The 23,646-nt window shown below is 67.8% G+C and carries 21 protein-coding genes; 9 read left to right on the top strand and 12 right to left on the bottom strand.

Annotated features, from left to right (window positions below; genetic code table 11):
* Window positions 1-79: 79 nt before the first annotated feature.
* From CAL15_RS16730 to CAL15_RS16720, 3 genes are read right to left on the bottom strand one after another with little or no spacing between them, the layout of a single operon-like run.
* Window positions 80-799 carry a hypothetical protein gene (locus tag CAL15_RS16730; protein WP_086079632.1) on the bottom strand — a complete coding sequence of 240 codons (720 nt, stop codon included), beginning with the start codon at window positions 797-799 and terminating at the stop codon, window positions 80-82.
* A gap of 44 nt (window positions 800-843) precedes the next feature.
* Complete coding sequence (locus tag CAL15_RS16725) at window positions 844-1,305, bottom strand: DNA polymerase III subunit chi (RefSeq protein ID WP_086079631.1); 462 nt, start codon at window positions 1,303-1,305, stop codon at window positions 844-846.
* A 16-nt stretch (window positions 1,306-1,321) separates the two neighbouring features.
* A complete protein-coding gene (locus CAL15_RS16720; protein ID WP_086079630.1) occupies window positions 1,322-2,857 on the bottom strand; it encodes a leucyl aminopeptidase in 1,536 nt (511 codons plus the stop codon).
* A gap of 58 nt (window positions 2,858-2,915) precedes the next feature.
* Between CAL15_RS16720 and lptF the strand changes: the two genes are divergently transcribed.
* A complete protein-coding gene (lptF, locus tag CAL15_RS16715) occupies window positions 2,916-4,022 on the top strand; it encodes an LPS export ABC transporter permease LptF (protein WP_086079629.1) in 1,107 nt (368 codons plus the stop codon).
* A 6-nt stretch (window positions 4,023-4,028) separates the two neighbouring features.
* On the opposite strand, the gene CAL15_RS16710 is transcribed toward lptF, so the two are convergent.
* Complete coding sequence (locus CAL15_RS16710; RefSeq protein WP_086079628.1) at window positions 4,029-4,994, bottom strand: LysR family transcriptional regulator; 966 nt, start codon at window positions 4,992-4,994, stop codon at window positions 4,029-4,031.
* A 149-nt stretch (window positions 4,995-5,143) separates the two neighbouring features.
* Here CAL15_RS16710 and CAL15_RS16705 point away from each other — a divergent pair, with 149 nt between their 5' ends.
* From CAL15_RS16705 to CAL15_RS16695, 3 genes are all read left to right on the top strand, one after another.
* The gene (locus CAL15_RS16705; RefSeq protein ID WP_086079627.1) at window positions 5,144-6,367 is read left to right on the top strand and encodes an ABC transporter substrate-binding protein; all 1,224 of its coding nucleotides are present in this window, start codon (window positions 5,144-5,146) and stop codon (window positions 6,365-6,367) included.
* Between the two features lie 65 nt (window positions 6,368-6,432).
* Window positions 6,433-7,935, top strand: coding sequence for a CoA-acylating methylmalonate-semialdehyde dehydrogenase (locus CAL15_RS16700; RefSeq protein WP_086079626.1), 1,503 nt, complete (start codon window positions 6,433-6,435; stop codon window positions 7,933-7,935).
* A gap of 200 nt (window positions 7,936-8,135) precedes the next feature.
* On the top strand, window positions 8,136-9,290 hold the full coding sequence (locus CAL15_RS16695; RefSeq protein WP_086079625.1) for an HPP family protein: 1,155 nt from the start codon (window positions 8,136-8,138) through the stop codon (window positions 9,288-9,290).
* 32 nt (window positions 9,291-9,322) lie between these two features.
* On the opposite strand, the gene CAL15_RS16690 is transcribed toward CAL15_RS16695, so the two are convergent.
* Together CAL15_RS16690 and CAL15_RS16685 are read right to left on the bottom strand one after the other, a co-directional pair.
* Entirely contained in the window at window positions 9,323-9,697 is a 375-nt protein-coding gene (locus CAL15_RS16690; RefSeq protein WP_086079624.1) for a response regulator, read from the bottom strand.
* Window positions 9,690-11,924, bottom strand: coding sequence for a PAS domain-containing sensor histidine kinase (locus CAL15_RS16685; RefSeq protein ID WP_232468000.1), 2,235 nt, complete (start codon window positions 11,922-11,924; stop codon window positions 9,690-9,692). Before CAL15_RS16685 ends, CAL15_RS16690 begins: the two co-directional genes overlap by 8 nt.
* A gap of 214 nt (window positions 11,925-12,138) precedes the next feature.
* On the opposite strand from CAL15_RS16685, the gene CAL15_RS16680 reads away from it, so the two are divergent.
* Window positions 12,139-13,086, top strand: a complete 948-nt coding sequence (locus CAL15_RS16680) for a CysB family HTH-type transcriptional regulator (protein ID WP_086079622.1) — start codon at window positions 12,139-12,141, stop codon at window positions 13,084-13,086.
* A gap of 232 nt (window positions 13,087-13,318) precedes the next feature.
* Entirely contained in the window at window positions 13,319-13,633 is a 315-nt protein-coding gene (locus CAL15_RS16675) for a DUF2325 domain-containing protein (RefSeq protein WP_086079621.1), read from the top strand.
* A gap of 118 nt (window positions 13,634-13,751) precedes the next feature.
* On the opposite strand, the gene CAL15_RS16670 is transcribed toward CAL15_RS16675, so the two are convergent.
* Window positions 13,752-14,390: a C40 family peptidase gene (locus CAL15_RS16670; protein WP_086081147.1), complete on the bottom strand. Its 639-nt coding sequence runs from the start codon at window positions 14,388-14,390 to the stop codon at window positions 13,752-13,754.
* Window positions 14,391-14,727: 337 nt separating this feature from the next.
* On the opposite strand from CAL15_RS16670, the gene CAL15_RS16665 reads away from it, so the two are divergent.
* From CAL15_RS16665 to CAL15_RS16655, 3 genes are all read left to right on the top strand, one after another.
* Window positions 14,728-16,617, top strand: coding sequence for a propionate--CoA ligase (locus CAL15_RS16665; protein ID WP_086079620.1), 1,890 nt, complete (start codon window positions 14,728-14,730; stop codon window positions 16,615-16,617).
* Complete coding sequence (locus tag CAL15_RS16660; protein ID WP_086079619.1) at window positions 16,614-17,021, top strand: heme-binding protein; 408 nt, start codon at window positions 16,614-16,616, stop codon at window positions 17,019-17,021. The genes CAL15_RS16665 and CAL15_RS16660 overlap by 4 nt, the downstream gene beginning before the upstream one ends.
* Window positions 17,022-17,122: 101 nt before the next feature.
* Complete coding sequence (locus CAL15_RS16655; protein WP_086081146.1) at window positions 17,123-18,358, top strand: MFS transporter; 1,236 nt, start codon at window positions 17,123-17,125, stop codon at window positions 18,356-18,358.
* 43 nt (window positions 18,359-18,401) lie between these two features.
* Here the strand turns inward: CAL15_RS16655 and CAL15_RS16650 are convergent, their stop codons facing one another.
* From CAL15_RS16650 to CAL15_RS16630, 5 genes are read right to left on the bottom strand one after another with little or no spacing between them, the layout of a single operon-like run.
* A complete protein-coding gene (locus CAL15_RS16650; protein ID WP_086079618.1) occupies window positions 18,402-19,796 on the bottom strand; it encodes a M20 family metallopeptidase in 1,395 nt (464 codons plus the stop codon).
* A complete protein-coding gene (locus CAL15_RS16645; RefSeq protein ID WP_086079617.1) occupies window positions 19,793-20,770 on the bottom strand; it encodes an ABC transporter ATP-binding protein in 978 nt (325 codons plus the stop codon). Before CAL15_RS16645 ends, CAL15_RS16650 begins: the two co-directional genes overlap by 4 nt.
* Window positions 20,767-21,753: an ABC transporter ATP-binding protein gene (locus CAL15_RS16640; RefSeq protein ID WP_086079616.1), complete on the bottom strand. Its 987-nt coding sequence runs from the start codon at window positions 21,751-21,753 to the stop codon at window positions 20,767-20,769. The genes CAL15_RS16645 and CAL15_RS16640 overlap by 4 nt, the downstream gene beginning before the upstream one ends.
* 1 nt (window position 21,754) lies before the next feature.
* Window positions 21,755-22,687: an ABC transporter permease gene (locus CAL15_RS16635; RefSeq protein ID WP_086079615.1), complete on the bottom strand. Its 933-nt coding sequence runs from the start codon at window positions 22,685-22,687 to the stop codon at window positions 21,755-21,757.
* A 10-nt stretch (window positions 22,688-22,697) separates the two neighbouring features.
* Window positions 22,698-23,615, bottom strand: coding sequence for an ABC transporter permease (locus CAL15_RS16630; RefSeq protein ID WP_086079614.1), 918 nt, complete (start codon window positions 23,613-23,615; stop codon window positions 22,698-22,700).
* Window positions 23,616-23,646 lie beyond the last annotated feature (31 nt).

Here is a 23,646-nt window from a genome sequence, read left to right as displayed (position 1 = left end):
GGGCCCACCAAAAGCGCCGCTTGCGACCCGGTTGAGGGGGGTGAAAGGCCGGGCACGGAGGTGGCGTCCGGGCAAAAGCTTAGCCCGGACGGATCCGGCCCAGCGTGCGCGCCACGATGGCGGGAAGCTCGGCCTCGAGACGGGCGCGCAACATGGCCGACGCGTCGGCCACCGCTGCCTGCACGGCCTGTTCGATCTCGGCCTGCAGGGCCGCCCGCAGCACGGCTTCGGGAATGCTGGCCGAGACGGACGACCCCGAGGGCGCCCGGGCGGCTGGAGGCGCCGGAAAATGCACCGGCTCCATGTCCGCCGGGTCGGACCGCGACCACTGCGTGTACCCCGCCGGGGCGCGGGGCGCCGCCGTGCGGGCGGGATGGCCGTCCCGCGGCGCGGGCGGATGGCCCTCCTGTTCAGGATGGGCTGTATAGGGCTGTGGCGGGCCCAGAGGATGGTCCCGCGCGGGATGGGCCGCCAGCGGGCCACCGGCATCGGTCGCGCCCGGGCGCAGGTGCGCCTGCGCGGGCCGATCGCCCCAGGGGCTGTAGGGGCGGGGCGGCCCGATCTCGGCGGAGGTGGGCGGCGAAGGCGCCGCGTCGTTCTGGAGGTCGGGAAAGGGATCCCCGGCCGGATGCTCCAGCACGGGCACGCCGTCGTCGTCCTCGGGGCCCAGATAGACGTCGCCCAGCACAGGCGTATCGTCGTCCTGCGGCAGGCTGGCGTCCGGAGACAGGGTCGGTTCGGCGCGCTGTGTCAGCGTGGGTATGCCGTCGGAACGGTGGGGAGGATAGGGGCGTGACATGGCAGATCTCGGTGAAGCGCGATCCGGGCCGGCCGGCCGCGGCCCTAGGCGCCCGCGGCGCGCGTCAGGTCGTGGCTGTGCAGCGTGTGGCCCGCGGCCTGATAGACACGCCAGCGCTGGCGCGCAGCCTGGCGGTCGGCCGGATCGTCGGAGACGAATTCAAGCAAGCGTACAAACCCATCATAGTTCGGTGGGCAGTCGTCATCCAGGTTCAGCAGCCAGGTTTCGGGCGCACCGTGGGGCGCGCCGGCCGGCGGCAGCGCCGCGGCCGGGTCGCTGGCCGTCAGCACCACAGGAGTGTCGGCCGCCAGCGGGTCGTTGGCCAGCACGTGCGGCACGAAGGAGATGTCGTCGAAGGCCCACAACATGCGGTCGAACGCCGACAGGCGCGTGCCGTCGCGGCAATAGACCACCATGCGCTGGCCCGCCAGATAGCGCTTGCGTGTCGTCTGGCAGGCCGCCCGCAGGCGATCTCCGGCGCCGAAGGCGAAGTCGATGCGCGTCATCGGGCCCCGGCCGCCGTCAGGCGCGGTCCAGCAGGTATTGCGTCAGCAGCGGCACGGGACGGCCCGTGGCGCCCTTGTCCTTGCCGCCCTTCCACGCGGTGCCCGCGATGTCCAGGTGGGCCCAGGGATAGGCCTTGGTGAAGCGCGACAGGAAGCACGCCGCCGTGACCGCACCGGCCTGCGGGCCGCCGATGTTGGCGATGTCGGCGAAGTTGGACTTGAGCTGCTCTTGATAGGCATCGTCCAGCGGGAGGCGCCAGGCCGTATCCAGCGATTGCCGGCCGGCGGCCAGCAGGGCGTCGGCCAGCGCGTCGTCCTTGGAGAACAGGCCGGTGTTCACGCCGCCCAGCGCCACCACGCAGGCGCCCGTGAGGGTGGCGATGTCGATCACGGCCGATGGCTTGAAGCGCTCGGCGTAGGTGAGGGCATCGCACAGGACCAGGCGCCCTTCGGCGTCGGTGTTCAGAATCTCGATGGTCTGGCCCGACATGCTGGTGACCACGTCGCCCGGCTTGTTGGCCTTGCCGCTGGGCATGTTCTCGCACGCGGCGATCAGGCCGACGACCTCGAACGGCAGCTCGAGTTCGGCCAGGGCGCGGAAGGTGCCCAGCACGCTGGCCGCACCGCACATGTCGTACTTCATTTCGTCCATGGTGGCGGCGGGCTTGATCGAGATGCCGCCCGAGTCGAACGTGATGCCCTTGCCGACCAGGACCACCGGGCCGGCGGCCGTTTTCGCGGCTTCGCCCTTGGCTTTCTTGGCGGCGGCGCCCGTGCCGGCGCCCGTGCCGGGATGGCGCAGCACGATGAAGCGCGGGGCTTCGTCGGAACCGCGCGCCACCGACAGGAACGAGCCCATGCCCAGGGCCTCGATCTGCTTGCGATCGAGCACCTCGACCTTGATGGATTTGAACTCGCGCGCGAGCTTCTTGGCGGTGTCGCCCAGATAGGTGGGCGTGCAGATGTTGCCGGGCAGGTTGCCCAGGGTGCGGGTCAGCTCCATGCCGCGCGCGATGGCGGCGCCTTCGCGCAGCCCTTGCTGGGCTTGCGCGGTGTCGGCGCGTTCGACCACCTGCACGATCTTGCGCAGCTTGGGACGCGCGTCGCGGTCGGGTTTGCCGAAGGTGGCATCGTAATGATAGGTGGCGCTGCCGGCCGCGATGGCGGCGGTGCGGGCGCGGGCGCGCAGCGGCGTGTCGGGGATGTCCAGCGCGGCCAGGGTGGATACGGCCTCGGTAAGCTGGGCGGACACGCAGGCCGCGGCGAACGCCTGCTCGGCGGCGGCATGGACGCGCGCGGAGTATTCCTCGCGCTTGCCCAGGCCCACCAGCACGACGCGCTGCGCCGACACGCCGGGCAGGTTGCGCAGTACCAGGACGGAACCGGGGCGGGCCCGGAATTCGGCCTTCACGACCGCGCGCAGGGCCGCATTGGCGGCGCGGTCGACGAGTTCGGCGGCGGGGCTGAGCAGCCCGTCGGCATAGACGCCCACCGCTAGCGCGGATGTCTTGATCTGGTGCAGGGAAGCGGTGGTCTGTGTGCTAAATTCCATGAGGAAGATCCCCGGTAGTGGCTCGTCGATAGCGTTCGATTATCCCGCATTTTTTCACATGTCCCTGTTCAAACGGTCGGTCGTCAGCGAGATCACGAGTCACGCGGGCGTGGTGTTCTCTACCCTCGTGGTCGTGTGGCTCAGCGTGCTGCTGGTGCGCCTGCTGGGCGACGCGGCGGGCGGCTCCATCGGCGCCGACGTGGTGCTGGGCCTGGCGGCCTTCTCCACCATTACCGCGCTGCCCACCATTCTGGCGGTGGCCCTGTTCATCGCGGTGCTGACCACCGTCACGCGCAACTACCGCGAATCCGAAATGGTGGTGTGGTTCGCCAGCGGCCTGTCGCTGGCCGACTGGCTGCGCCCGGTGCTGCGCGTGGCCGTGCCCACCGCTATCCTGGTCGCCATACTGACGCTGGCCGCCTCGCCGTGGGCCTATCGGCAGATCGGCGAGTATCGCGAGCGGTTCGAACAACGGTCGGATCTATCCAAGGTCACGGCGGGGCAGTTCGCCGAGTCGGACGGCGGCAATCGCGTGTTTTTCGCCGAAGACCCGACCAAACCCAGCGATGAACTGGGCAACGTGTTCGCGCGCGCCATCGATCCCGAATGGCACAGCGTGCTCACGGCCAGCAGCGCGCATACCGAAACCCTGCCCAACGGCGACCGCTTCCTCGTGCTGGGCAGCGGCCACCGCTATGACCTCAAGCCGGGCACGGCGGAAATCCGCCTGGTCGATTTCGAACGGTACGGCATCCGCCTCGAAAGCCGGGCGGGGGTGGATCCCACCGCCGATGCGCGCGCCGCGGCCGAACGTTCCAGCAAGGCGCGCACGACCATGCAGCTCATCAGCGACAACACCGACAGTTCGTGGTCGCAGGTGATGTGGCGCATCGCCATGCCGCTGGCCACGCTCAACCTCGCGCTGCTGGCCATCCCGCTGGGCGCGGTCAATCCGCGCCTGGGGCGTTCCGGCGACCTGCTGATGGCGGGCCTGATCGCGCTGCTGTATATGAACCTGATCAACCTGTCGCGCGCGTGGATCGGCGACGGCAAGCTCAGCTTCGAAGTGGGCGTGTGGCTCATCCACGCGGCCGTGGCGGCCCTGTTCGGCTGGCTGCTGGCGCGGCGGCTGCGGGTGAAGGCGCCGCGCAACGCGGCCGCCTGACGACGCTCAGCGTACCCTGTCTGCCCCCGCGCCGTCGTCCTTGCCGCGGCCCTCGGGCAGATACTGCATTCGTCCGTCCCGTCCTGCCAGCAGCGCCGCGTTGCGCGCCACCGAGCGGCGCAGGAAATCCCACAGCACCGATACGCGCTTCAGGCGCCGCAGGTCTTCGTGGCAATACATCCAGAAGCTGCGCACGATCGCGATCTCGTCCGGCAGCACCGGCGTGAGCCGCGGGTCCTGCGCGGCGATGAAGCACGGCAGGATGGCCAGCGAACGGCCCTGCAGCGCGGCATGGTATTGCGCGATCACGCTGGTGCTGCGCAGTACCACGCGGCTGTCCGGCAGCACGTCTTCCAGGTAGCGCAGACGTTCGCTGAACACCAGCTCGTCCACATAGCCTATGAAGCTGTGGCCGGCCAGGCCGGCCCGGTCGCGGATCGGCGCATGGCGCGCCAGATAGCCCGGCGTGCCGTACAGCATCAGCGTGTAGTCGCACAGCTTGCTGCAGACGTACGGGCCGCGCTGCGGGCGCTCGAGCGTGATGGCCAGGTCGGCCTCGCGCTTGGACAGGCTGACGAAGCGCGGGACCGGCAGTATGTCTAGCGTGATGTGCGGATAGCGACGCTGGAAGTCGGCGGCCAGCGGCGTCAGCACGTAGCTGCCGAAACCCTCGGTGGCGCCGATGCGCAGATGGCCGGACAGCGCCTGCCCGATGCCGGACAGGCTTTCGCGCGCGGCGGCCACCGCGTTTTCCATCTGCTCCGCATGCACGAACAGGCGTTGGCCATCGCCGGTCAGCATGAAGCCGGCGCTGCGCGATTTCTCGAACAGCAGGCTGTCGAGTTCGGCCTCGAGCAGGCGGATGCGGCGCGACACGGTGGTGTGTTCGACGCCCAGTTGGCGCGCCGCGGCGCTGACGCGCTGGGTGCGCGCCACCGCCAGGAAATAGCGCAGGCTGTCCCAGTCGAGCATGGCCAGGGTCTCCGTACCGTTGTGCATCAATGCACAACGAATGTGCATCCGTATTGTTGATCGGGGATTTTCACACATCTACACTGGCTGCGGGACCGCCGGGGAAGCACTGCCGCGGGACCCGCCACAACAATACCGAGGAGACAACCATGAGATTGCATGCTAGCGGCCTGGCCGCGGGCTTGTGCCTGGCCGCGCTGTTCGCCTTCCAGGCCGGGGCAGCCGAACGTCCGCCGGTGAAGATCGGCATCCTGACCGACATGTCGGGCACCTATGCCGCCATGGGCGGCCCCGGTTCGGTGGCGGCCGCGCAGCTGGCCATCGACGACTGCCTGGCGGCAGACTGCAAGGGCATGCGCATCGAGCTGGTGTCGGCCGACAACCAGAACAAGGCCGACGTGGGCGCCGCGCGCGCCCGCGAATGGTTCGACCGCGACGGCGTCACCGCCATCGCCGACCTGACCAACTCGGCCGTCGCGCTCGCGGTGCAGGGCATCGCGCGCGAAAAGAACAAGGTCGTGATGTTCTCGGGGCCGGCCACCACCGCGCTGACCAACAAGGAATGCTCGCCAGTGGGCTTTCACTGGATGTTCGACACGTATTCGCAATCGGCGGGCGGCGCCAAGGCTACGGTGCGCGCGGGCGGCAAGTCGTGGTACTTCGTCACGGTGGACTATGCCTTCGGCCACTCGCTGGAGGCCGACACCACGAAGGCGGTGAAGGCGCTGGGCGGCACGGTGGCGGGCAGTGTGCGCCATCCGCTGAACGCGCCCGACTTCGCCTCGTATCTGCTGCAGGCGCAGAGCTCGAAGGCTCAGGTCGTGGCGCTGGCCAATGGCGGGCAGGACACCGTCAACGCGGTGAAGCAGGCGCGCGAGTTCGGCATCGTGACGGGCGGACAGCGGCTCGTGTCGCTGCTGATCTTCCTGTCCGACCTGCGTGCGCTGGGCCTGGATAACGCGCAGGGCCTGTCGTATGTGGACGGTTTCTATTGGGACTACGACGACGCCACGAGGCAATGGGCCGCCCGCTTCGAGAAGGCGTTCCGCGGCAACAAGCCCACCATGACGCACGCCGGCGTCTATTCCAGCGTGCTGCATTATCTGCGCGCGGTGGCGGCCTCCAACAGTACCGACGGCAAGGTCGTGGCCGACCGCATGCGCGCGCTGCCCATACGCGACCCGATCATGCGCAACGCGTCGATCCGGCCCGACGGGCGCGTGATCCACGACATGTACCTGTACGAAGTGAAGACGCCGGCCGAATCGAAAGGCGGCTGGGACTATTCCAAGCTGGTGGCCACCATACCCGCCGCCGAGGCGTTCCAGCCGCTGGCGGAATCGTCATGCCCACTGGTGACCGCCGGCAAATAGCGCATCCCTTATCGAAACCCGCGCGGCCATGCCGCGCTTTCCTACAAGCAGTGCGAGGAGCAATCATGGCAGAAGTCCCCAACCTGCCGCTGTTGATCGGCGGCGAACTGGTGCAGTCCCGGACCACGCAGTGGCGCGACGTGATCAATCCGGCCACGCAGGAAGTCGTGGCGCGGGTGCCCATGGCCACGCGCGAGGAACTGGACCGGGCCGTGGCCAATTCCAAGGCGGCCTTCCAGACGTGGCGCAACAGCGGGCAGGGCACCCGCATGCGGGTGATGCTGAAGCTGCAGCAGCTGCTGCGGGACAACACCGCGAAGCTGGCCGAGATGATCACGCGCGAGCACGGCAAGACGCTGCCCGACGCCGAAGGCGAAGTGGGGCGCGGGCTCGAGGTGGTCGAGCATGCGTGCTCCATCGCCAGCCTGCAGCTGGGCGAGTACGCCGAGAACGCCGCTTCGGGCATCGACGTGTACACGCTGATCCAGCCGCTGGGCGTGTGCGCCGGCATCACCGCCTTCAACTTCCCGGTGATGCTGCCATGCTTCATGTTCCCGCTGGCCGTGTCCTGCGGCAATACGTTCGTGTTGAAGCCGTCCGAGCAGGATCCCAGCTCGACGCTGTTCCTGGCCCAGCTGGCGCTGGAGGCGGGCCTGCCGCCGGGCGTGCTGAACGTGGTGCACGGCGGGCCCGACATGGCCATGGGCCTGTGCGAACACCCGGACATCAAGGCGGTGTCGTTCATCGGCTCGACCCGCGTGGGCACCGAGATCTACAACCGCGCCTCGGCGGCCGGCAAGCGCTGCCAGGCCATGATGGGCGCGAAGAACCACTGCGTGATATTGCCCGACGCCGATCCCGAGGTGGCGATGAACCAGCTGCTGGGCGCGGCCTTCGGCGCCGCCGGCCAGCGCTGCATGGCCGCATCGGTGGCCGTGCTGGTGGGCGAGGCGCGCAACTGGCTGCCCGAATTCGTCGAACGCGCCAAAGGCCTGAAGGTCAATGTGGGCACCGATCGCCAGGCGGACCTGGGGCCGCTGGTGTCGGCCAATGCGCGCAAGCGCGTCGAAAGCCTGATCCAGCAGGGCGTGGACGAAGGCGCCGATCTGCTGCTGGATGGACGCGGCATCGAGGTGGCGGGCTATGAGAAGGGCAACTTCGTCGGTCCCACGGTGTTCGGCGGCGTGACCGAGAAGATGTCGATCTACACAGAAGAGATCTTCGGGCCGGTGCTGGGCGTGGTGGGCGTCGACACGCTGGAAGAGGCCGTGGACTTCATCAACCGCAATCCCAACGGCAACGGCGTGGCGCTGTTCACGCAGGATGGCGGGGCGGCGCGCTACTTCCAGAACAACATCGACGTGGGCCAGGTGGGCATCAACATTCCCATTCCCGTGCCGGTGGCATGGTTCAGCTTCACGGGATCGCGAGGCTCCAAGCTGGGCGACCTGGGCCCCAACGGCAAGCAGGCGGTGCAGTTCTGGACGCAGACGAAGACGGTGACGGCGCGCTGGTCGGCGCATGGCCGCACGGTCAACACGACCATCTCGATGGTGCACGACAAGTAGATCGAGGCGCAGGCCGGCGCCCGTTGGGCGCGCCGGCCGTCCGTCGCTGGGCGATGGGTGCCTGAGGCGGGCTTCTTGCCGCGGCGATATCCGGGCCGGTTCTAAGCTTATTCTGGACTTGGCGCGGTCCTTGGGGCGACAATCTACGGCTTTGGCCACAGGGCATGCCCCCAGGCCGTTTGCGTCAATCCCCACAGCCCATGACTTCGAGCCGGTCTCGCCTGGACGGCAAGGCATTCCTGCGTGCCCTGTGGCCCGCCACCCAGCACATCAGCGCCAGCGAAAGATTCCGCTCCATCGCCGGCGCGTCCCTGGGCGTGTTGATCACGGCGTTCGGCGCGGCCCTGCTGCTGAACGGGCAACTGGCCCGCGACCACGCCGTGCTGGCCGCGGCACTCTTCGCTCCGGTGGGCGCCAGCGCGGTCCTGGTGTTCATGGTTCCCTCCAGCCCGCTCGCCCAGCCGTGGTCTGTGATTGGCGGCAACACGCTGTCGGCGCTGGTCGGCATCGCGTGTGTGCGCTGGATCCCGAACGCGTCGCTGGCCGCCGGCCTCGCGGTGGGGCTGGCCATCACTGTCATGCTGGCCGCCCGCTGCCTGCATCCGCCGGGCGGCGCGGCGGCGCTGACGATGGTGTTGACGGGCTGCGACCGCTTCGGATTCGCATTGCATCCCATCCTGTTGAACTCGGCGGTGCTGGTCGCCGCGGGCATCATCTACAACAACCTCAACGGGCATAGTTGGCCTTACCGGCCGCGACGCACGACGCCGACCCCGGCCGGCGCCCGTTTCACGGATGCCGACCTGGACGCCGCGCTGGCGCGCTATAACCAGATCGTGGACATCAACCGCGACGATCTGCAGGAACTGCTGCAGCACGCCGAGGCGGCCGCATACCGGCGGACCATGGGGGAATTGCGGTGCGCCGACGTGATGAGCCGCGATCCGGTCACGGCGCGCACCGAGACGTCGCTGCGCCAGGCGTGGACGCTGATGCGCAAGCACAAGGTGAAGGCGCTGCCCGTGGTCGACCTGCACCGTCGGCTGGTGGGTATCGTCACGGTGGCCGACTTCATGAAGCAGGTCGACCTGGACGTGCACGAAGGCATGAGCTATCGCCTGCGCGCGCTGGTCAGACAGGTACGCGAGGGCAGCCGCGCACCGCATACGGTGGGCCAGATCATGACGCGCCAGGTGCAGAGCCGCCTCGACGACAGCCTGCTCATCGACCTGGTGCCGGTGTTTTCCGACAGCGGTCACCGGCACGTGCCTGTAGTCGATGGGGAGCGCCGGCTGACTGGCATCATTACCCAGTCGGACCTGGTGCGTGCGCTGTATTCGGCGGTGCGCGGATAAGCGCCGCTTCAGGTGCTCGACCAGACGCGGCGTCAGCGTCGAGGCAGGGTCGCGGCCACGTCAGTGATCGCGCGCTCCAGCGCGTCGAGAGAGAAAGGCTTGCCCAACACCGGATATCCCTTGAATTCGGACGGCAATCCTTCCCTTCCATAGCCGGTGCTGAAGACGACGGGTTTGCCGCGCTCGCGCAGCGCATGGGCGAAGGGAAAAACCGGTACGCCATGGACGTTCACGTCCAAAAGCGCGAAGTCGAACGATATGGTGTCGGCCGCCTCGAAGGCCTTGGGCAGGTGCGCGATAGACGCCGCCACCTCGCAGCCCAGTTCTTCGAGCATGTCTTGGATCAGCAGCGCCACGCCCGCTTCGTCTTCAACCACCAGCACGCGCAGGCCTTCGATGTCATTCATGGCGCGCCAGCCTCGCAAGCGGGATGTCGATGCTGCAACGGACACCATGCGGCTCGTAGTGCAGGTCGAAGCTGCCATCCAGGTCGCGGGTCACGCAGCGCTCCATCAGCCGCGTACCGAAGCCGCGCCGGCTCGGCGCCACGACGGCGGGTCCGTCGTACTCCTGCCATTCGATCGACAGGTGTCCGTCCGGTTCGCCGTCGATCGTCCAGCGCACCGATATGGAACCGACGGGCCGCGACAGCGCGCCATACTTGGCGGCGTTCGTCGCCAGTTCGTTGATCGCCATCGTCAGGCTCAACGCCGCGCCAGGAGCGATGTCGAGCGCGGGCCCTTCCAGCCGCACACGACCGTTGTCGTCGGCGTAGGGGGCCACGATATCGCCGACCAGGCTGTGAAGCGCGGCCCCGCTCCAGTGCCGGCGCGTCAGCAGATCATGAGCGGACGCCAGGGCCAATATCCTGGCCTCGAAGGTCGCGGCGAAGCCAGGCAGGTCCTGCGCATGCCTGGCCGTCTGCCTGGCCAGGGACTGGACCGTGGCGAGCGTGTTCTTCACGCGATGATTCAGCTCGTCGATCAATACCTTCTGGCGCGCCTCGGCCTCCTTGCGCGGCGTGATGTCGACCAGCATGTTGATGGCGCCCACCAGCCTTCCATCGGCATCCCGCAAGGGCGTCGGATAGGGAATGAAGGGCACGCGAGTCCCATCGGGCCGCTCCAGAACGGCTTCGCCTCCCCGTACCGCCTTGCCTTCCTTCAAGGCGATGGCCATCGGGCATTCGTCATGACGCATCGGCCTGCCATCAGGCCAGTACAGGCGCCAGCTCACGCACCATTGATCGCTGCCCAGTTGCGGCGTGCGCCCCGCCAGCTCGATGGCGGCCTGGTTGTAGAACGTGATGCGGCCGTCGGCATCCGTCGTGTAGACGGCCGCGGGCAAGGCCTCCAGCAATTCGCGCAAGCGGGCCTCGCTAGCCTTGAGCTCTTCGTGCATGCGCTGGCGCTCGGTGACGTCCTGCAGCACCTTGACGCCATAACGAAAATTGCCCTGCTCGTCGGTGACGAATGAACTGGACACGTCCAGGCACGCCACCGTACCGTCCGGCCGGACCGCCCGACTGCTGACGGTATCGTTCCGCAAGTCGTGGCGGGCATGAAGCCCGGCATCCTCGATCGGGTCCAGTTCCTGCGCGATATCGGTCATCGTCGCGCCGATAAGCGTCTCGCGCGGGCGCCCGAGCATGCGGCACATGGCGTCGTTCACGCGTACGAAGCCGCCGCGCTCGTCGGTCTCTGCGATGCCCACCATCGCGGCCTGGTAAGTCGCCATCAGCCGTTCGTCGCTTTCGCGCTGCGCGGCCTCCGCCTTGCGCAGTTCGGTCACATCCATCGTGAAGCAACGGGTGTTGACGAACTTGCCGGCGTGGAAGCGGCTGTTCGACGTGATGACAACATGCTTGATCCCGCCGTCCTTGCTGCGCAGCCTGGCAGGATAGCGATCGAGGGGCGTGCCGCACGAGAGCCGCTCCAGGATGTCCTGGATCACATGATCGTCGGCATGGAATTCGGCGATGTGCCGGCCGATGTACTCTTCGCTGGTGTAGCCCAGCAGGTCCAGTTCGGCCTGGTTGGCCCGCAGGATGATGCCGTCCTTGCTGACGATGTGCAGGGCGACCGCACTGTTCTCGAAAAAGTCCTCGAGCTCGTCCTTCTGCCGCAGAAGCACGGCTTCCATCTCTTTGCGGTCGGAAATATCCTGGAGGCAGTTGATCGTCCCCTGGATCCGGTTCTCGTGATCGCGCAATGGACGGATATTGACGAGAACGGTCAAGCGTTCGCCGTCCGGCCGTTCCATGACGACCTCGGCGTTGCGAACAGGCGTGCCATCGTAGACCGCCTGTGCCATGGGACATTCGTCGTGGGGTAGCGCCGTGCCGTCCAGCAGGAAAAGGCGGTAGGAGCCACAGAAGCGTTCGCGGCCTTCTTGCAGTGTGGGCGCGCGGCCCCATAGCCGGACAGCTTCGGCGTTATAGCGGACCAGCCGACCTTCGCTATCGCACAGGTATACCGCTTGTGGAATGGCGTCGAGTGCGCCGGGAGCCGCGGCCATCAGCGCCTCGAACTCGGTCGAGGTGGAGGTTGTGTCGGGCATTGATTGACCAGTGGGCATCGTAGGGAGTTCGGGGAACGGTCGCATGATCGCGTCTGGCGGACGGATCGGCGACATATCCGCTTGTTCCCGTGGCGGTGCCAACAAGGCATGGGGCGTGCGGTCAGCTTATCACGACCGGCGTTGGCGGACGGCATGGGCATGGCCCAGCCGGCTACCGCTCTGCATCTCCGAATCCGTGGCCGGCGGAATCCCTAAACTTATTCCAATAAGTAATATGGAAAAGGTTCTATATTACTTATAATCGGTCCCCTACATTGGGGGCCTGTCCATGAACCTGCAGCAATTCCGCTTCGTGCGGGAGACCATCCGACGCGATTTCAACCTGACCGAGGCGGCACGGATGCTGTACACCTCGCAGCCCGGCGTGTCGAAGGCCATCATCGAATTCGAAGACGAACTTGGCGTGAAGATCTTCGAACGCCATGGCAAGCGCATCAAGGGCCTGACCAAGCCCGGCCTGGCAGTGTCGCAAGTCATCGACCGCATCATGCGCGAGGTCGACAATCTGAAGAAGGTCAGCGACGAGTTCGCGCGGCGCGACGAAGGCGGTCTGGTCATCGCGTGCACGCACACCCAGGCCCGCTACCTGCTGCCGCGCGTGATCCCGGCGTTTCGCAAGCAGTTTCCCAAGGTGCACCTGTCCTTGGCGGAAGGCAGCCCCGCTCAACTGGCGGAGATGGTGCTGCACGAGCAGGCCGACCTGGCGCTGGCCACCGAATCGCTGGCGCTGACGCCCGGCCTGGCCACGTTGCCCGTTTACGCATGGGAACACACGGTGGTGGTGCGGCCGGACCACGCCTTGGCCGAACTGACCTCCAGCGAAGCGCGCCGACTGACGCTGGGGCAGCTGGCCGAATATCCCATCGTGACGTACGACCGGGCCTTCACCGGACGGACCACCATCGATGAAATCTTCGCCAACCAGAGCATCCACCCCGACATCGTGCTCGAGGCCATCGACGCCGACGTCATCAAGACCTATGTCGACGTGGGCCTGGGCATAGGAATCATCGCGGGCGTCGCCTACGACCCGCGCCGCGACGGCAACCTGGTGGGCCTGCCGGTGGGTCATCTGTTCGGCACGCACACCACGCGCGTGGGCCTGAAGTCGGGCGTGTTCCTGCGCGACTATGTCTATACCTTCCTCGAGATGCTGGCGCCTTCGCTGACCCGCGATGCCGTCACCGAAGCGGTGCAGGGGCCGCGAGGCGACTGAGGCTCTCCGCGAGGACGTCGGATGTGCCGGCTGTGCGTGCCGGATCGACGGGGCGCCGCGATTGCGGCGCCCCTTGTCTTTCCGGGCACCTGTAGGGCGGCCCGAGCAGCGCGGCTATGCGAGTGCACAGAGCCATTGAAATATTAAATAAGAACCGATCTCATTTGAATTGACTAAACAATAGGAATCATTATCATTAACACCAGTCTCAACGACATCAGAGAGGAACGTCATGACGGCAGGACTGAGTGCAGTGGTAGTGGGCGCCGACCGGCTCGGCAATATTCCTGATCTGCTCAAGGGGCACAACATCTCGATCACGCACCACATCAGCGGCCGTGATCCCTCGCATCAGAAGAAGACGCTGCAACTGCCCTCGGGCACCCAGCTGGTCATCCTGTTGACGGATTTCCTGGGCCACAACGTCATGAAGACCTTCCGTCACGCGGCCCAGCGCGCGGGCATCCGGGTGGTGGCTTGTCGTCGCTCGGTGTGCAGCATGCAGCAGGCCCTGCAGCAATGCGGCCTGTGCGCCAACGCCCGGTAAGCGGCGGGCGCGGACAGTTCGAATCGCGGCGGGGGATGCCGGAATGGAAAGGCGGCCGGGCGCATGACGCGCCCGGCCGCCTTTCTGTATTTGAACGATACTGCCCTGCTGATACCGCTTAGTTGGCGCGGGCCGAAGCCACGTCGGTGGCGGCGATGCGCCGCGCGCCGTTGTAGCGCTTGGACCAGTAGGCCATCTTCATGTCTTCGACGCGCACCACGCCGCCGGCGCTGGGGGAATGGACGAAGCGGTTGTCACCCATGTAGATGCCCACGTGCGAGTAGCGGCGGCCCATGGTGTTGAAGAAGACCAGATCGCCGGGACGCAGTTCGTCGCGTGCCACCGACATGCCCCAGCCGGCAATCTCGGCGGCATTGCGGGGCAGCTTCAGGCCCAGCGAGCGTTCGGCCGAGTAGCGCACGAGGCCGCTGCAATCGAAGCCGGTATCGGGCGAATTGCCGCCGAAACGATAGCGCACGCCCAGTTGGCTGAGAGCCGCGCCTACCAGCGGATTGCGGTCGGCGAGGTGTTGGGATGCGCCCGGCTTGCGGCCGAGCCTTTGCGTGACCAGCTCGCCGATGGGATCGTTGGAGGCGATCCAGTCGCTGTCGTAGGAATCGACGCCGTTGTCGTAATCGTCGAGGCCGGCGTTGCGCTGGTCGGCACCTTGCGTGCCCGCGCATCCCGCCAACACCGCGATGCATCCCGCCGCGCCGAGCACTTGCGCCCAGCGCAACGTGCGATGGGCGAAGGACATGGAATACGCGGAATCGGGCCTGTTGCTGGGCATTGGTCTCGGCAGTACTACGAGGGACGGAGCCGTTACAGCATCCGCAGGGTAGCAAGGAATAGCCGGATTCTATCAAACCGATTGTGACAAGTCGTGTAGCAACCACCGACATCTCACATCGTTCTGCGGGTAATGCGGATTGATCTCGGCGCGATCCTCTAGGAGACTGAGGGCGCTGCGGCAAGCTTCGCGCAAGCTGGGCTGGCCACAATAAGACCGAAGTGCTGCGGGAAAGAGCGGAAGGTAGCTAAAAAAGACTACCAAATAGTGCGGAATGACCCTCGAAATATATCAGGAGACATACATGGAAAAAACCCGGGATTTCCACTATCGGTCGATTCACGACCCCGATGGTTTCTGGCGCGAGCAGGCGCAGCGCATTCATTGGGAAACGCCATTCAGCCAGGTGCTGGACGACGAGCGCCTGCCTTTCGCACGGTGGTTCGTCGGCGGACGCACCAACCTCTGCTACAACGCGGTCGACCGATGGCTGCCGCAGTATGCCGACCGTGTGGCGCTGGCCTGGGTGTCCACCGAAGTGGACCAGGAGCGGCTGTACACGCGCCAGCAGCTGTACGCCGAGGTCAACGCGGTGGCCGCCATGCTGCGCGAGCAGGGCGTCGGCCCGGGGGACCGCGTGCTGATCTACATGCCCATGGTGCCCGAGGCGGTCTTCGCCATGCTGGCCTGCGCGCGCATCGGCGCGGTGCATTCAGTCGTGTTCGGCGGTTTCGCCTCGGTGAACCTGGCGCAGCGCATCGACGACGCGGCGCCCAAGGTGTTGATGTGCGCCGATGGCGGATCGCGTGCGGGCAAGGTCGTGCCCTACAAGCCGCTGGTCGACAAGGCGCTGTCCCTGTGCGGCAAGCCGCCGCGGGCGGTTGTCGTGCTGGATCGCGGCCTCGTGCCGTTCCAGCCGGAGCCCGGACGCGATCTCGATTACGCCGAGCTGCGTCGCCGCCATGACGGCGCGCAGGTGCCGGTGGAATGGGTCGAGTCGTCCGAGCCCAGCTACGTGCTGTATACCTCCGGCACCACCGGCCGGCCCAAGGGCGTGCAGCGCGACACGGGCGGCTACGCCGTGGCGCTGGCCGCGTCCATGGAATACCTGTTCGACGGCAAGCCCGGCGATACGTTCTTCTGCACCAGCGACATCGGATGGGTGGTCGGGCACTCGTACATCGTCTATGGGCCGCTCATTGGCGGGCAGACCTCGGTGCTGTACGAGGGCACGCCGGTGCGGCCCGACGGCGCCATCCTGTGGAAGCTGGTCGAGCGCTTCGGCGTGAACACGTTGTTTTCCGCGCCCACCGCCGTGCGCGTCCTCAAGCGCCAGGATCCGGAACTGCTGCGCCGCCACGACCTCTCCACGCTGCGGGCCGTGTACCTGGCCGGCGAGCCGCTGGACGAGCCGACCGCGCGCTGGGTGTCCGAGGGGCTGGGCAAACCCATCATCGACAACTACTGGCAGACCGAATCCGGCTGGCCCATTCTGTCGGCCCAGCCGGGCGTCGAGCGCGTGGCCACGCGTTTCGGCAGCCCGTCGTTTCCCACCTATGGCTTCGACGTGCGCATCGTCAGCGAGGCCACGGGCGAAGACCTCGAACCCGGACAGAAAGGGGTGGTGGCCATCGAGCCGCCGCTGCCGCCCGGCGCCATGTCCACCATCTGGGGCGACGACGAGCGTTTCGTTCAGACGTATTTCACGTCCATTCCGGGCCGCCAGGTGTATTCCACATTCGACTGGGGGCGCGTCGACGAGGATGGCTATTGGTACATCCTGGGCCGCACCGACGACGTCATCAACGTGGCGGGCCACCGCCTGGGCACGCGCGAGATCGAGGAATCCATCAACAGCCATGCGGGCGTGGCCGAATGCGCCGTGGTGGGCGTGGCCGATGAATTGAAGGGCCAGGTCGCCATGGCCTTCGTGGTGCTCAAGCGGCCCGATGCCGCGCAGCATGCCGACGATGCCCGTGCGCTGGAAGGGGATATCATGCGGGTCGTGGAAGACCAGCTTGGCGCCGTGGCGCGTCCGTCGCGCATCCGCTTCGTCGGGGCGCTGCCCAAGACGCGCTCGGGCAAGGTGCTGCGCCGGGCCATCGTCGCGGTGTGCGAAAACCGCGATCCGGGCGACCTCACCACCATCGAAGATCCCACAGCCCTGCAACAGATCAAGGAATCCCTGCAATGAAAAGCAAACCCGTGCTGACCGCGGAAGACGTGAAGAAAATCCTGGCGGCCGCCGAAGCCCACGCGCTGGCCAATCAATGGGCCGTGTCGATCGCGGTGGCCGATGACGGCGGCCACCTGCTGGGCATGCTGCGCCTGGATGGCGTCGCGCCGGTCTCTTCCTACATCGCGCCGGCCAAGGCGCGCACCGCCGCACTGGGCCGCCGCGATTCCGCCGGCTACGAAGAGATCATCAACAATGGCCGCTACGCGTTCCTGTCGGCGCCGCAGCTCGAAGGCATGCTCGAAGGCGGCGTGACCATCGTGGCCGAAGGCCAGGTGATCGGCGCCGTGGGCGTATCGGGCGTGAAATCCTCGGATGACGCCGCCATCGCGCGCGCGGGCATCGCAGCGCTGGGCCTGTGACGCAACCTGCTGTGCCGCAAGCCCCGGCCGGCGCCGCCCCGGCGCCGGCGCGGGGTGCGCTGAACCCCGGCGTCACGCGCCGCGAGGTGTGGGCCTGGGCGATGTACGACTTCGCCAACTCCGGGTACACCACCGTCATCCTCACGACGGTGTTCAGCACGTATTTCGTGGGCGTGGTGGGCGGCCGGGCTCACTGGGCCACGCTGGCCTGGACTGCCGCGTTGTCGGTGTCCTACCTGGCCATCATGCTGACCATGCCCACGCTGGGCGCGCGCGCCGACGCCCGCGCCGGCAAGCGGCGGCTGCTGTATACCAGCACGCTGGGCTGCGTGGCCGCCACGCTGGCGCTGACCCAGGCGGGCCCGGGCGACGTCTGGCTGGCGCTGGCCGCGGTCGCGCTTTCCAATTACTGCTTCTGCATCGGCGAGTCCGTCATCGCCGCGTTCCTGCCCGAACTTGCGCGGCCGCACGCGCTGGGCCGCGTGTCGGGATGGGGCTGGAGCTTCGGATACTGCGGCGGCATGCTGACGCTGGGCTTGTCGCTGGCCGTGGTCATGACGGGCGAATCGCGCGGACTGGGAGCCGAGCAGTACGTGCCCTGGGTCGTCGCGCTGACGGCCGTGATGTTCGCGCTGGCGGCGCTCCCGTCCTTCTTCCTGCTGCGCGAGCGCGCACGGCCCCATGCGCCGGCGCTGGGGCGGTCGGGCGTGACCGACATGCTGGCTCGGCTGGGCAGGGCCTGGCGCGACACGGGAACGCACTATCCCGAGTTCCGTCGGCTGCTGATGTGCGGGGCCTGCTACCAGGCCGGCATCGCGGTCGTGGTGACGTTGGCCGCCGTGTATGCCGAGCAGGTCATGGGCTTCGGCATGTCCCAGACCATGATGCTGGTGTTCACCGTCAACATCGCGGCCGCGCTGGGCGCCTTCAGCTTCGGCTATGTGCAGGACCGCATCGGGCACAAGCGCGCGCTGGCCCTGACGCTGGCCGGCTGGATCGTGATGGTGCTGACGGCCTACGCCGCCGTTACCGCGTCCGTGTTCTGGGTGGCGGCGATGCTGGCCGGGCTGTGCATGGGCACCAGCCAGAGCGCGGGCCGCGCCATGGTGGGCGCGCTGGCTCCGCAGCCCAGGCTGGCCGAATTCTTCGCGCTGTGGACCTTCGCCATCCAGCTGGCCGCCGTGGTGGGTCCGCTGACCTACGGCCTGGTCACGTGGATGACCCTGGGCAACCATCGCCTGGCCATTCTGGTCACCGGCGTGTTCTTCGTGGGCGGGCTGTTGCTGCTGTCGCGGGTGGACATGGCGCGCGGCATCGCGCGCCAGTCGGGCGGCTAGCGCCGGCGGGCAGGCCGCCGCGCCTATCGGGGCGGGCTGTACGTTATACCTTGGCGGCGGGCGTGCCGCCCGCTCCCATGTCCCAGTACAGGCCGGTCATCAGCCGCAGTCCCTCGCGCAGCAGCTCCGGCGGCAGATGTTCGTTGGGCGCATGCTGCGAGCAGCCCGGATACGAGTGAGGCACCCACACCGTGGGCAGGCCCAGCACGTCCGTGAAGATGTCGTTGGGCAGCGAGCCGCCCAGGTTGGGGAGGATGGCGGTCTTCTTGCCGCTGGTCTGCTGCAGCGACGCCGCCGTCCAGCCCACCCACGGGTCGTCCGGGTCCAGCCGCGTGGCGCGGAACATGGTCTCGCGCGTGGTGTCGATCCGCACCATGGGAAAGCCTTCGCGATCCAGGTGGCGGCGCAGCGCCGGCAACAGATCGTCGGCGTCGACGCCCACCACGAAGCGCAATTGGCAGCGCGCCCAGGCGCGCGGCGGTATCGCATTGACGGGCGTGTCGGGGTTGCCGGTCTTGTAGGCCAGCACCTCGAACGAACACCAGCCGAATACGCGCTCGGCCGGCGACAGGCCGGGCTCGCCCCATTCGGGCTCGATGGCGGGGCCATCGGCGCCGCCATCGACCTCGCAGTCGGCCAGCACGCGACGCACCGAGGCCGGCAGAAACTCGGGGCGCCACTCCGGCACGCGGATCTGGCCCGACGGCGAGACCAGCGTGGCAATGGCATGCGCCAGCTGGATGCCCGGGTTGGAGATCAGCCCGCCCCAGTTGCCGGAATGATGGCCGCCGGCGCGCGCCTCGATGCTGAGGTCGAAGTTCATGCTGCCGCGCGCTCCCAGGAATACGGTGGGACGTTGCGCGCTCAGCCGCGGCCCGTCGGAGGCGATCAGCACGTCGGCGGCGAACAGTTCGCGATGCGTTTCGCACAGTTCGCGCAGGCCGGGCGATCCGGTCTCTTCGCCCATCTCGATCAGATACTTGGCGTTGAACCCCAGCCGGCCGCGCGTCTGCAGCACGATGCGCATCGCCTCCATGTTGACGGCGTGCTGGCCCTTGTTGTCCGCGATGCCGCGGCCGTACCACCGGCCCTGCGACTCGGTCAGCGTCCATGGCGACAGGCCGGGCAGCCATTCGGCCTCGAGCCCGCGGATCACGTCGCCATGCCCATAGCCGAACACGGTGGGCAGGGCCGGGTCCTCGATGCGCTCGGCATACAGAAAGGGCGCGCGCGCGTTTTCATGGGTCAGGATGCGGCACGTGAAGCCCATGGCTTCGAAGGCCGGCAGCATCTCCTCCTCGAGGTACTGCGGCAGCACCTGCGCGCGCTCGGGATTCTGGCTTTCGGTGGGAATGGCGATGCGGCGCGCCAGCAGCTGGCGGAACGCGCCGGAGTCGAAACATCGCTCGGCCTGTTCGATGGCTAGGGGGCGGCTCATGCGGACTCCTGTGTGGGCGGGAAGACGAGGTGGCACGCGACGCTGCCCTGCGCATCGGCGCGCAGCGCCGGCCGCGTCTGTGCGCACACGGGCATCGCGTGCGGGCAGCGCGGGTGGAAGGGGCAGCCTGAGGGCGGATTCAGCGGGTCGGGAAACGAGACGCCCAGGCCGATGTCGGGCAGGCCGAGGCCCGGCTCGGGCGTCAGCACCGACGCCAGCAGCGCCTGGCTGTAAGGATGGCGCGGACCCGCGAACAGTTCGGAGGTGGGGGCCGACTCGACCACGCGGCCCAGGTACATCACGGCCACATGGGAGGCGATGTGTTCCACCACGGCGAGGTTGTGGCTGATGAACACATATGTCAGATTGAAGTCGCGGCGCAGCTCCATCAGCAGATTCATGATCTGCGCCTGCACCGAGACGTCCAATGCCGAGGTCGGTTCGTCGCAGATCACCAGTTCGGGCTTCATGACCAGCGCGCGCGCAATGGCCACGCGCTGCCGCTGCCCGCCCGACAGCTGGTTCGGGGTGTTGTGCGCCAGGCGGGCCGGCAGGCCCACCCGCTCCAGCATCTCGATGGCCTTGTGCTGTTTCGGATTGGCGATGCCGTGCACCTCGAGCGGCAGCGACACGATGGCCGCGATGCTGCGGCGCGGGTTCAGCGACGAATAGGGATCCTGGAAGATAGGCTGTACGCGCCGGGCCATGGCGCGGCGGTCCAGTTGCGAGATGTCCTGTCCGTCGAGCTCGATCCGGCCGGCGCTGGGCGCGGTCAGGCCGAGCAGCAGCCGGGCCAGCGTGGACTTGCCGCAGCCGGATTCGCCGACGATGCCCAGCACCGAGCCGCGCTCGACGGCGAGATCCACGCCGTTGACGGCATGCAGGGGGCGCCGCGGGCGGAACATGCCGGCGCCTACCTGGAAGCTGCGCTGTACCTGCCGCGTGCGCAGCAGGGGGGCTGAAGTGGGATTCATGCGGCGGCTCCCAGGTCGGTGTGGATGCAGCGCCAGTGCTGCCCGCGCTCGTTGTGGTGCACGGGGATGGCGGCACGGCACGCGGGCGCGGCGTGGCGGCAGCGGTCGGCGAAGGCGCAGCCGGCGATCTGTCCCACGAGCGAAGGCACCACGCCGGGGATCGTGCCCAGCTCGCTGCCCGGCGTGCTGCGGCCCGGCACCGGGATACAGCCGAGCAGGCCCTGCGTATACGGATGGCGCGGCGCGGCGAAGAGCTCGCGCACCGGCGCAGCCTCGACCACCTGCCCGGCATACATCACGGCCACCTGGTGCGCGATGCGGGCGACCACGCCCAGGTCGTGCGTGATGAGGACCATGGCGATGCCGAGCTCGGCCTGCAGATCAGCCAGCAGGCGCAGGATCTGCGCCTGGATGGTGACGTCCAGCGCGGTGCTGGGTTCGTCCGCGATCAGCACCTCGGGACCGCACATGAGCGCCATCGCGATCATCACGCGCTGGCGCAGGCCGCCCGACAACTGGTGGGGATACTGGCCCAGGCGTTGGCCGGCCGAGGCGATGCCGACCTTGTGCAGCAGTTCGGCCGCGCGCTCGCGCGCCTGTGCCGGACTGGCCTTGCGGTGATGAATGTAGTGTTCGGTGAGCTGCGTGCCAATGGTATAGGCCGGGTTCAGCGCGGTCATGGGCTCCTGGAAGATCATGGCCATCTTGTCGCCGCGCAGCGCGTTGGCGCGGCGGCGGCTGGCGCGAGCCAGGTCTTCTCCCATGACTGTCAGGCGGCGGGCGCTGCGGGTGGCGGCGCGCGGCAGCAGGCCCATGATGGCCAGCGAGGTCATGGACTTGCCGCAGCCCGATTCCCCCACCAGGCAAAGCGTCTCGCCGCGCCGCACCTGGAACGAGACGTCGCGCACCGCGTGCAGGGTGCCGCCCGCCGTGTCGATGTCGACCGACAGTCCGTCGACCTCCAATGCGTAGTCTTGCGCCATCTCAGCTCCTTTCCTGCGGCGTGAGCAGTTGGTGCAGGCCGTCGCCCGCCAGATTGATCGCGAAGATCAGCAGCGCCAGCGCGGAACCCGGGATGGCGATGAGCCAGAACGAGAAGAACATGTAGGCCTTGGCCTCGGAGATCATCAGTCCCCACGAGGGCAGGGGCGGCTGCACGCCCAGGCCCAGGAAGGACAGCGAAGCCTCGAGCAGGATGGCGCTGGCGGCTTCGAGCGTGGCGATCACAATGAGGTGGGGCGCCACGTTGGGCAGGACTTCGCCGCGGATGATGCGCCAGGTGGAGGCGCCCGCCGCCTGCGCCGCGGCCACGTATTCCAGCGAGCGGACCTGCTGCGTGGCGCTGCGCATGACGACGACGTAGCGGTCCCACTTGAGCAGGCCCAGCACCAGGATCACGACCCACAGCGAGCCGCCCACCAGCGCCACGGTGGCCAGCGCGACCAGGATCACGGGCAGCGACAGGCGCGTGGTGATCAGAAAGGACACGGCCATGTCGACCTTGCCCCCGAAGTAGCCGGCGGCCATCCCCATGGTGGTGCCGATCAGGCCGGAGATGAGCGCGACGCTCACGCCGATGAGCAGCGAAATGCGCGCGCCGTAGATCAGGCGCGAGAGATAGTCCCGCCCGAGCTGGTCGGTTCCCAGCGGATGCAGCCAGGTGCCCTTTTCGTACCAGACCGGCGGCGCGGTGCGGTAGGCGAGATCCTGGAAGTAGGGATCGTGCGGAGCCAGCCAGGGGGCGAACAGCGCGGCCAGCGTGATCAGCAGCAGCAGGCCGCCGCCCACCAGCAGCGCCTTGTTGCGGCGTAGCGCGCGCCAGAGCGCTCGCTTGCGCAAGGGTGGCGCGGCCACGTCGACGGCCGGCGCGCCGGCGCCCGGCGCGGGCGGCGTGGAAGCAAGGGTGCGGGTGTCCATCGTCGGCTCCTCAGGCGGCGCGGATGCGCGGGTCGAGCCAGGCATTGGCCACGTCGGCGGCCAGCGTCAGCAGCACGTAGAGCACCGACAGCAGCAGCACGATCAGCTGCATCACCGGAAAATCCTTGTAGGTGATGCTCTGGTAGGCCAGGTAGCCCAGGCCGTCCAGCGCGAAGATGGTCTCGATCACGACGGATCCGCCCAGCAGGTAGCCCAGCTGCACGGCCGCCAGCGCGACCACCGGCACGATGGCGTTGCGCAGCGCGTGCTTGAAGATCACGGTGCGCGTGGGCAGGCCCTTGGCGCGTGCGGTGCGGATGTAGTCGGCGCCGAGCACTTCGACCATGCCCGCGCGGATCAGCCGCATGAAGGCGGGCGCGACGTAATAGCCCAGCGCGATCGAGGGCATGACGAAGTGCTGCCAGGTGCCGCTTCCCGACACCGGCAGCATGCGCAAGGTCAGCGAGAACAGCATGATGAGGATCAGCGCGAAGAAGAAATTCGGCAGCGCCTGGCCCAGCACCGCAATGGCCAGGCAGGCGCGATCGATCAGGCTGCCCTTGTAGATGGCGGCCAGCACGCCCAGCGGGATCGAGATGAGCAGCGCCACCGCCAGCGCGCCCAGGCCCAGCAGCAGCGTGGTCTGGAGCTTGCCCCAGATCAGCGGACCAGCCGGCGTCTTGAAATACACCGACATGCCGAAATCGCCGCGCACGACGTGCCAGAGCCAATCGGCGTACTGTACCGCCAGCGGCCGGTCCAGCCCGTAGGCCTTGCGTACCGCGTCGATATCGGCCTGGCGTGCGCCTTCGCCGGCCAGCGCCAGCGCGGGATCGCCCGACAGGTGCAGCAGCAGGAACGCCAATATCGATACGGTCAGTGCCACCAGCAGCGCCAGCCCCAGGCGCCTCAGTGTGAAACCCAGCATGACTACCCCTCGCGGATGCGGTTGAGGTCGG

The organism is Bordetella genomosp. 13 (assembly GCF_002119665.1).
Lineage (GTDB): Bacteria > Pseudomonadota > Gammaproteobacteria > Burkholderiales > Burkholderiaceae_B > Bordetella.
Note: the sequence above shows the minus strand (reverse complement) of the source record. Positions and strands in the feature narration are given on the sequence as shown.

Coding starts and splice junctions, on each gene's coding strand:
- CAL15_RS16730 (WP_086079632.1), bottom strand. CDS start 799: ATGTCACGCCCCTATCCTCCCCACCGTTCCGACGGCATACCCACGCTG.
- CAL15_RS16725 (WP_086079631.1), bottom strand. CDS start 1,305: ATGACGCGCATCGACTTCGCCTTCGGCGCCGGAGATCGCCTGCGGGCG.
- CAL15_RS16720 (WP_086079630.1), bottom strand. CDS start 2,857: ATGGAATTTAGCACACAGACCACCGCTTCCCTGCACCAGATCAAGACA.
- lptF (WP_086079629.1), top strand. CDS start 2,916: ATGTCCCTGTTCAAACGGTCGGTCGTCAGCGAGATCACGAGTCACGCG.
- CAL15_RS16710 (WP_086079628.1), bottom strand. CDS start 4,994: ATGCTCGACTGGGACAGCCTGCGCTATTTCCTGGCGGTGGCGCGCACC.
- CAL15_RS16705 (WP_086079627.1), top strand. CDS start 5,144: ATGAGATTGCATGCTAGCGGCCTGGCCGCGGGCTTGTGCCTGGCCGCG.
- CAL15_RS16700 (WP_086079626.1), top strand. CDS start 6,433: ATGGCAGAAGTCCCCAACCTGCCGCTGTTGATCGGCGGCGAACTGGTG.
- CAL15_RS16695 (WP_086079625.1), top strand. CDS start 8,136: ATGACTTCGAGCCGGTCTCGCCTGGACGGCAAGGCATTCCTGCGTGCC.
- CAL15_RS16690 (WP_086079624.1), bottom strand. CDS start 9,697: ATGAATGACATCGAAGGCCTGCGCGTGCTGGTGGTTGAAGACGAAGCG.
- CAL15_RS16685 (WP_232468000.1), bottom strand. CDS start 11,924: ATGTCGCCGATCCGTCCGCCAGACGCGATCATGCGACCGTTCCCCGAA.
- CAL15_RS16680 (WP_086079622.1), top strand. CDS start 12,139: ATGAACCTGCAGCAATTCCGCTTCGTGCGGGAGACCATCCGACGCGAT.
- CAL15_RS16675 (WP_086079621.1), top strand. CDS start 13,319: ATGACGGCAGGACTGAGTGCAGTGGTAGTGGGCGCCGACCGGCTCGGC.
- CAL15_RS16670 (WP_086081147.1), bottom strand. CDS start 14,390: ATGTCCTTCGCCCATCGCACGTTGCGCTGGGCGCAAGTGCTCGGCGCG.
- CAL15_RS16665 (WP_086079620.1), top strand. CDS start 14,728: ATGGAAAAAACCCGGGATTTCCACTATCGGTCGATTCACGACCCCGAT.
- CAL15_RS16660 (WP_086079619.1), top strand. CDS start 16,614: ATGAAAAGCAAACCCGTGCTGACCGCGGAAGACGTGAAGAAAATCCTG.
- CAL15_RS16655 (WP_086081146.1), top strand. CDS start 17,123: ATGTACGACTTCGCCAACTCCGGGTACACCACCGTCATCCTCACGACG.
- CAL15_RS16650 (WP_086079618.1), bottom strand. CDS start 19,796: ATGAGCCGCCCCCTAGCCATCGAACAGGCCGAGCGATGTTTCGACTCC.
- CAL15_RS16645 (WP_086079617.1), bottom strand. CDS start 20,770: ATGAATCCCACTTCAGCCCCCCTGCTGCGCACGCGGCAGGTACAGCGC.
- CAL15_RS16640 (WP_086079616.1), bottom strand. CDS start 21,753: ATGGCGCAAGACTACGCATTGGAGGTCGACGGACTGTCGGTCGACATC.
- CAL15_RS16635 (WP_086079615.1), bottom strand. CDS start 22,687: ATGGACACCCGCACCCTTGCTTCCACGCCGCCCGCGCCGGGCGCCGGC.
- CAL15_RS16630 (WP_086079614.1), bottom strand. CDS start 23,615: ATGCTGGGTTTCACACTGAGGCGCCTGGGGCTGGCGCTGCTGGTGGCA.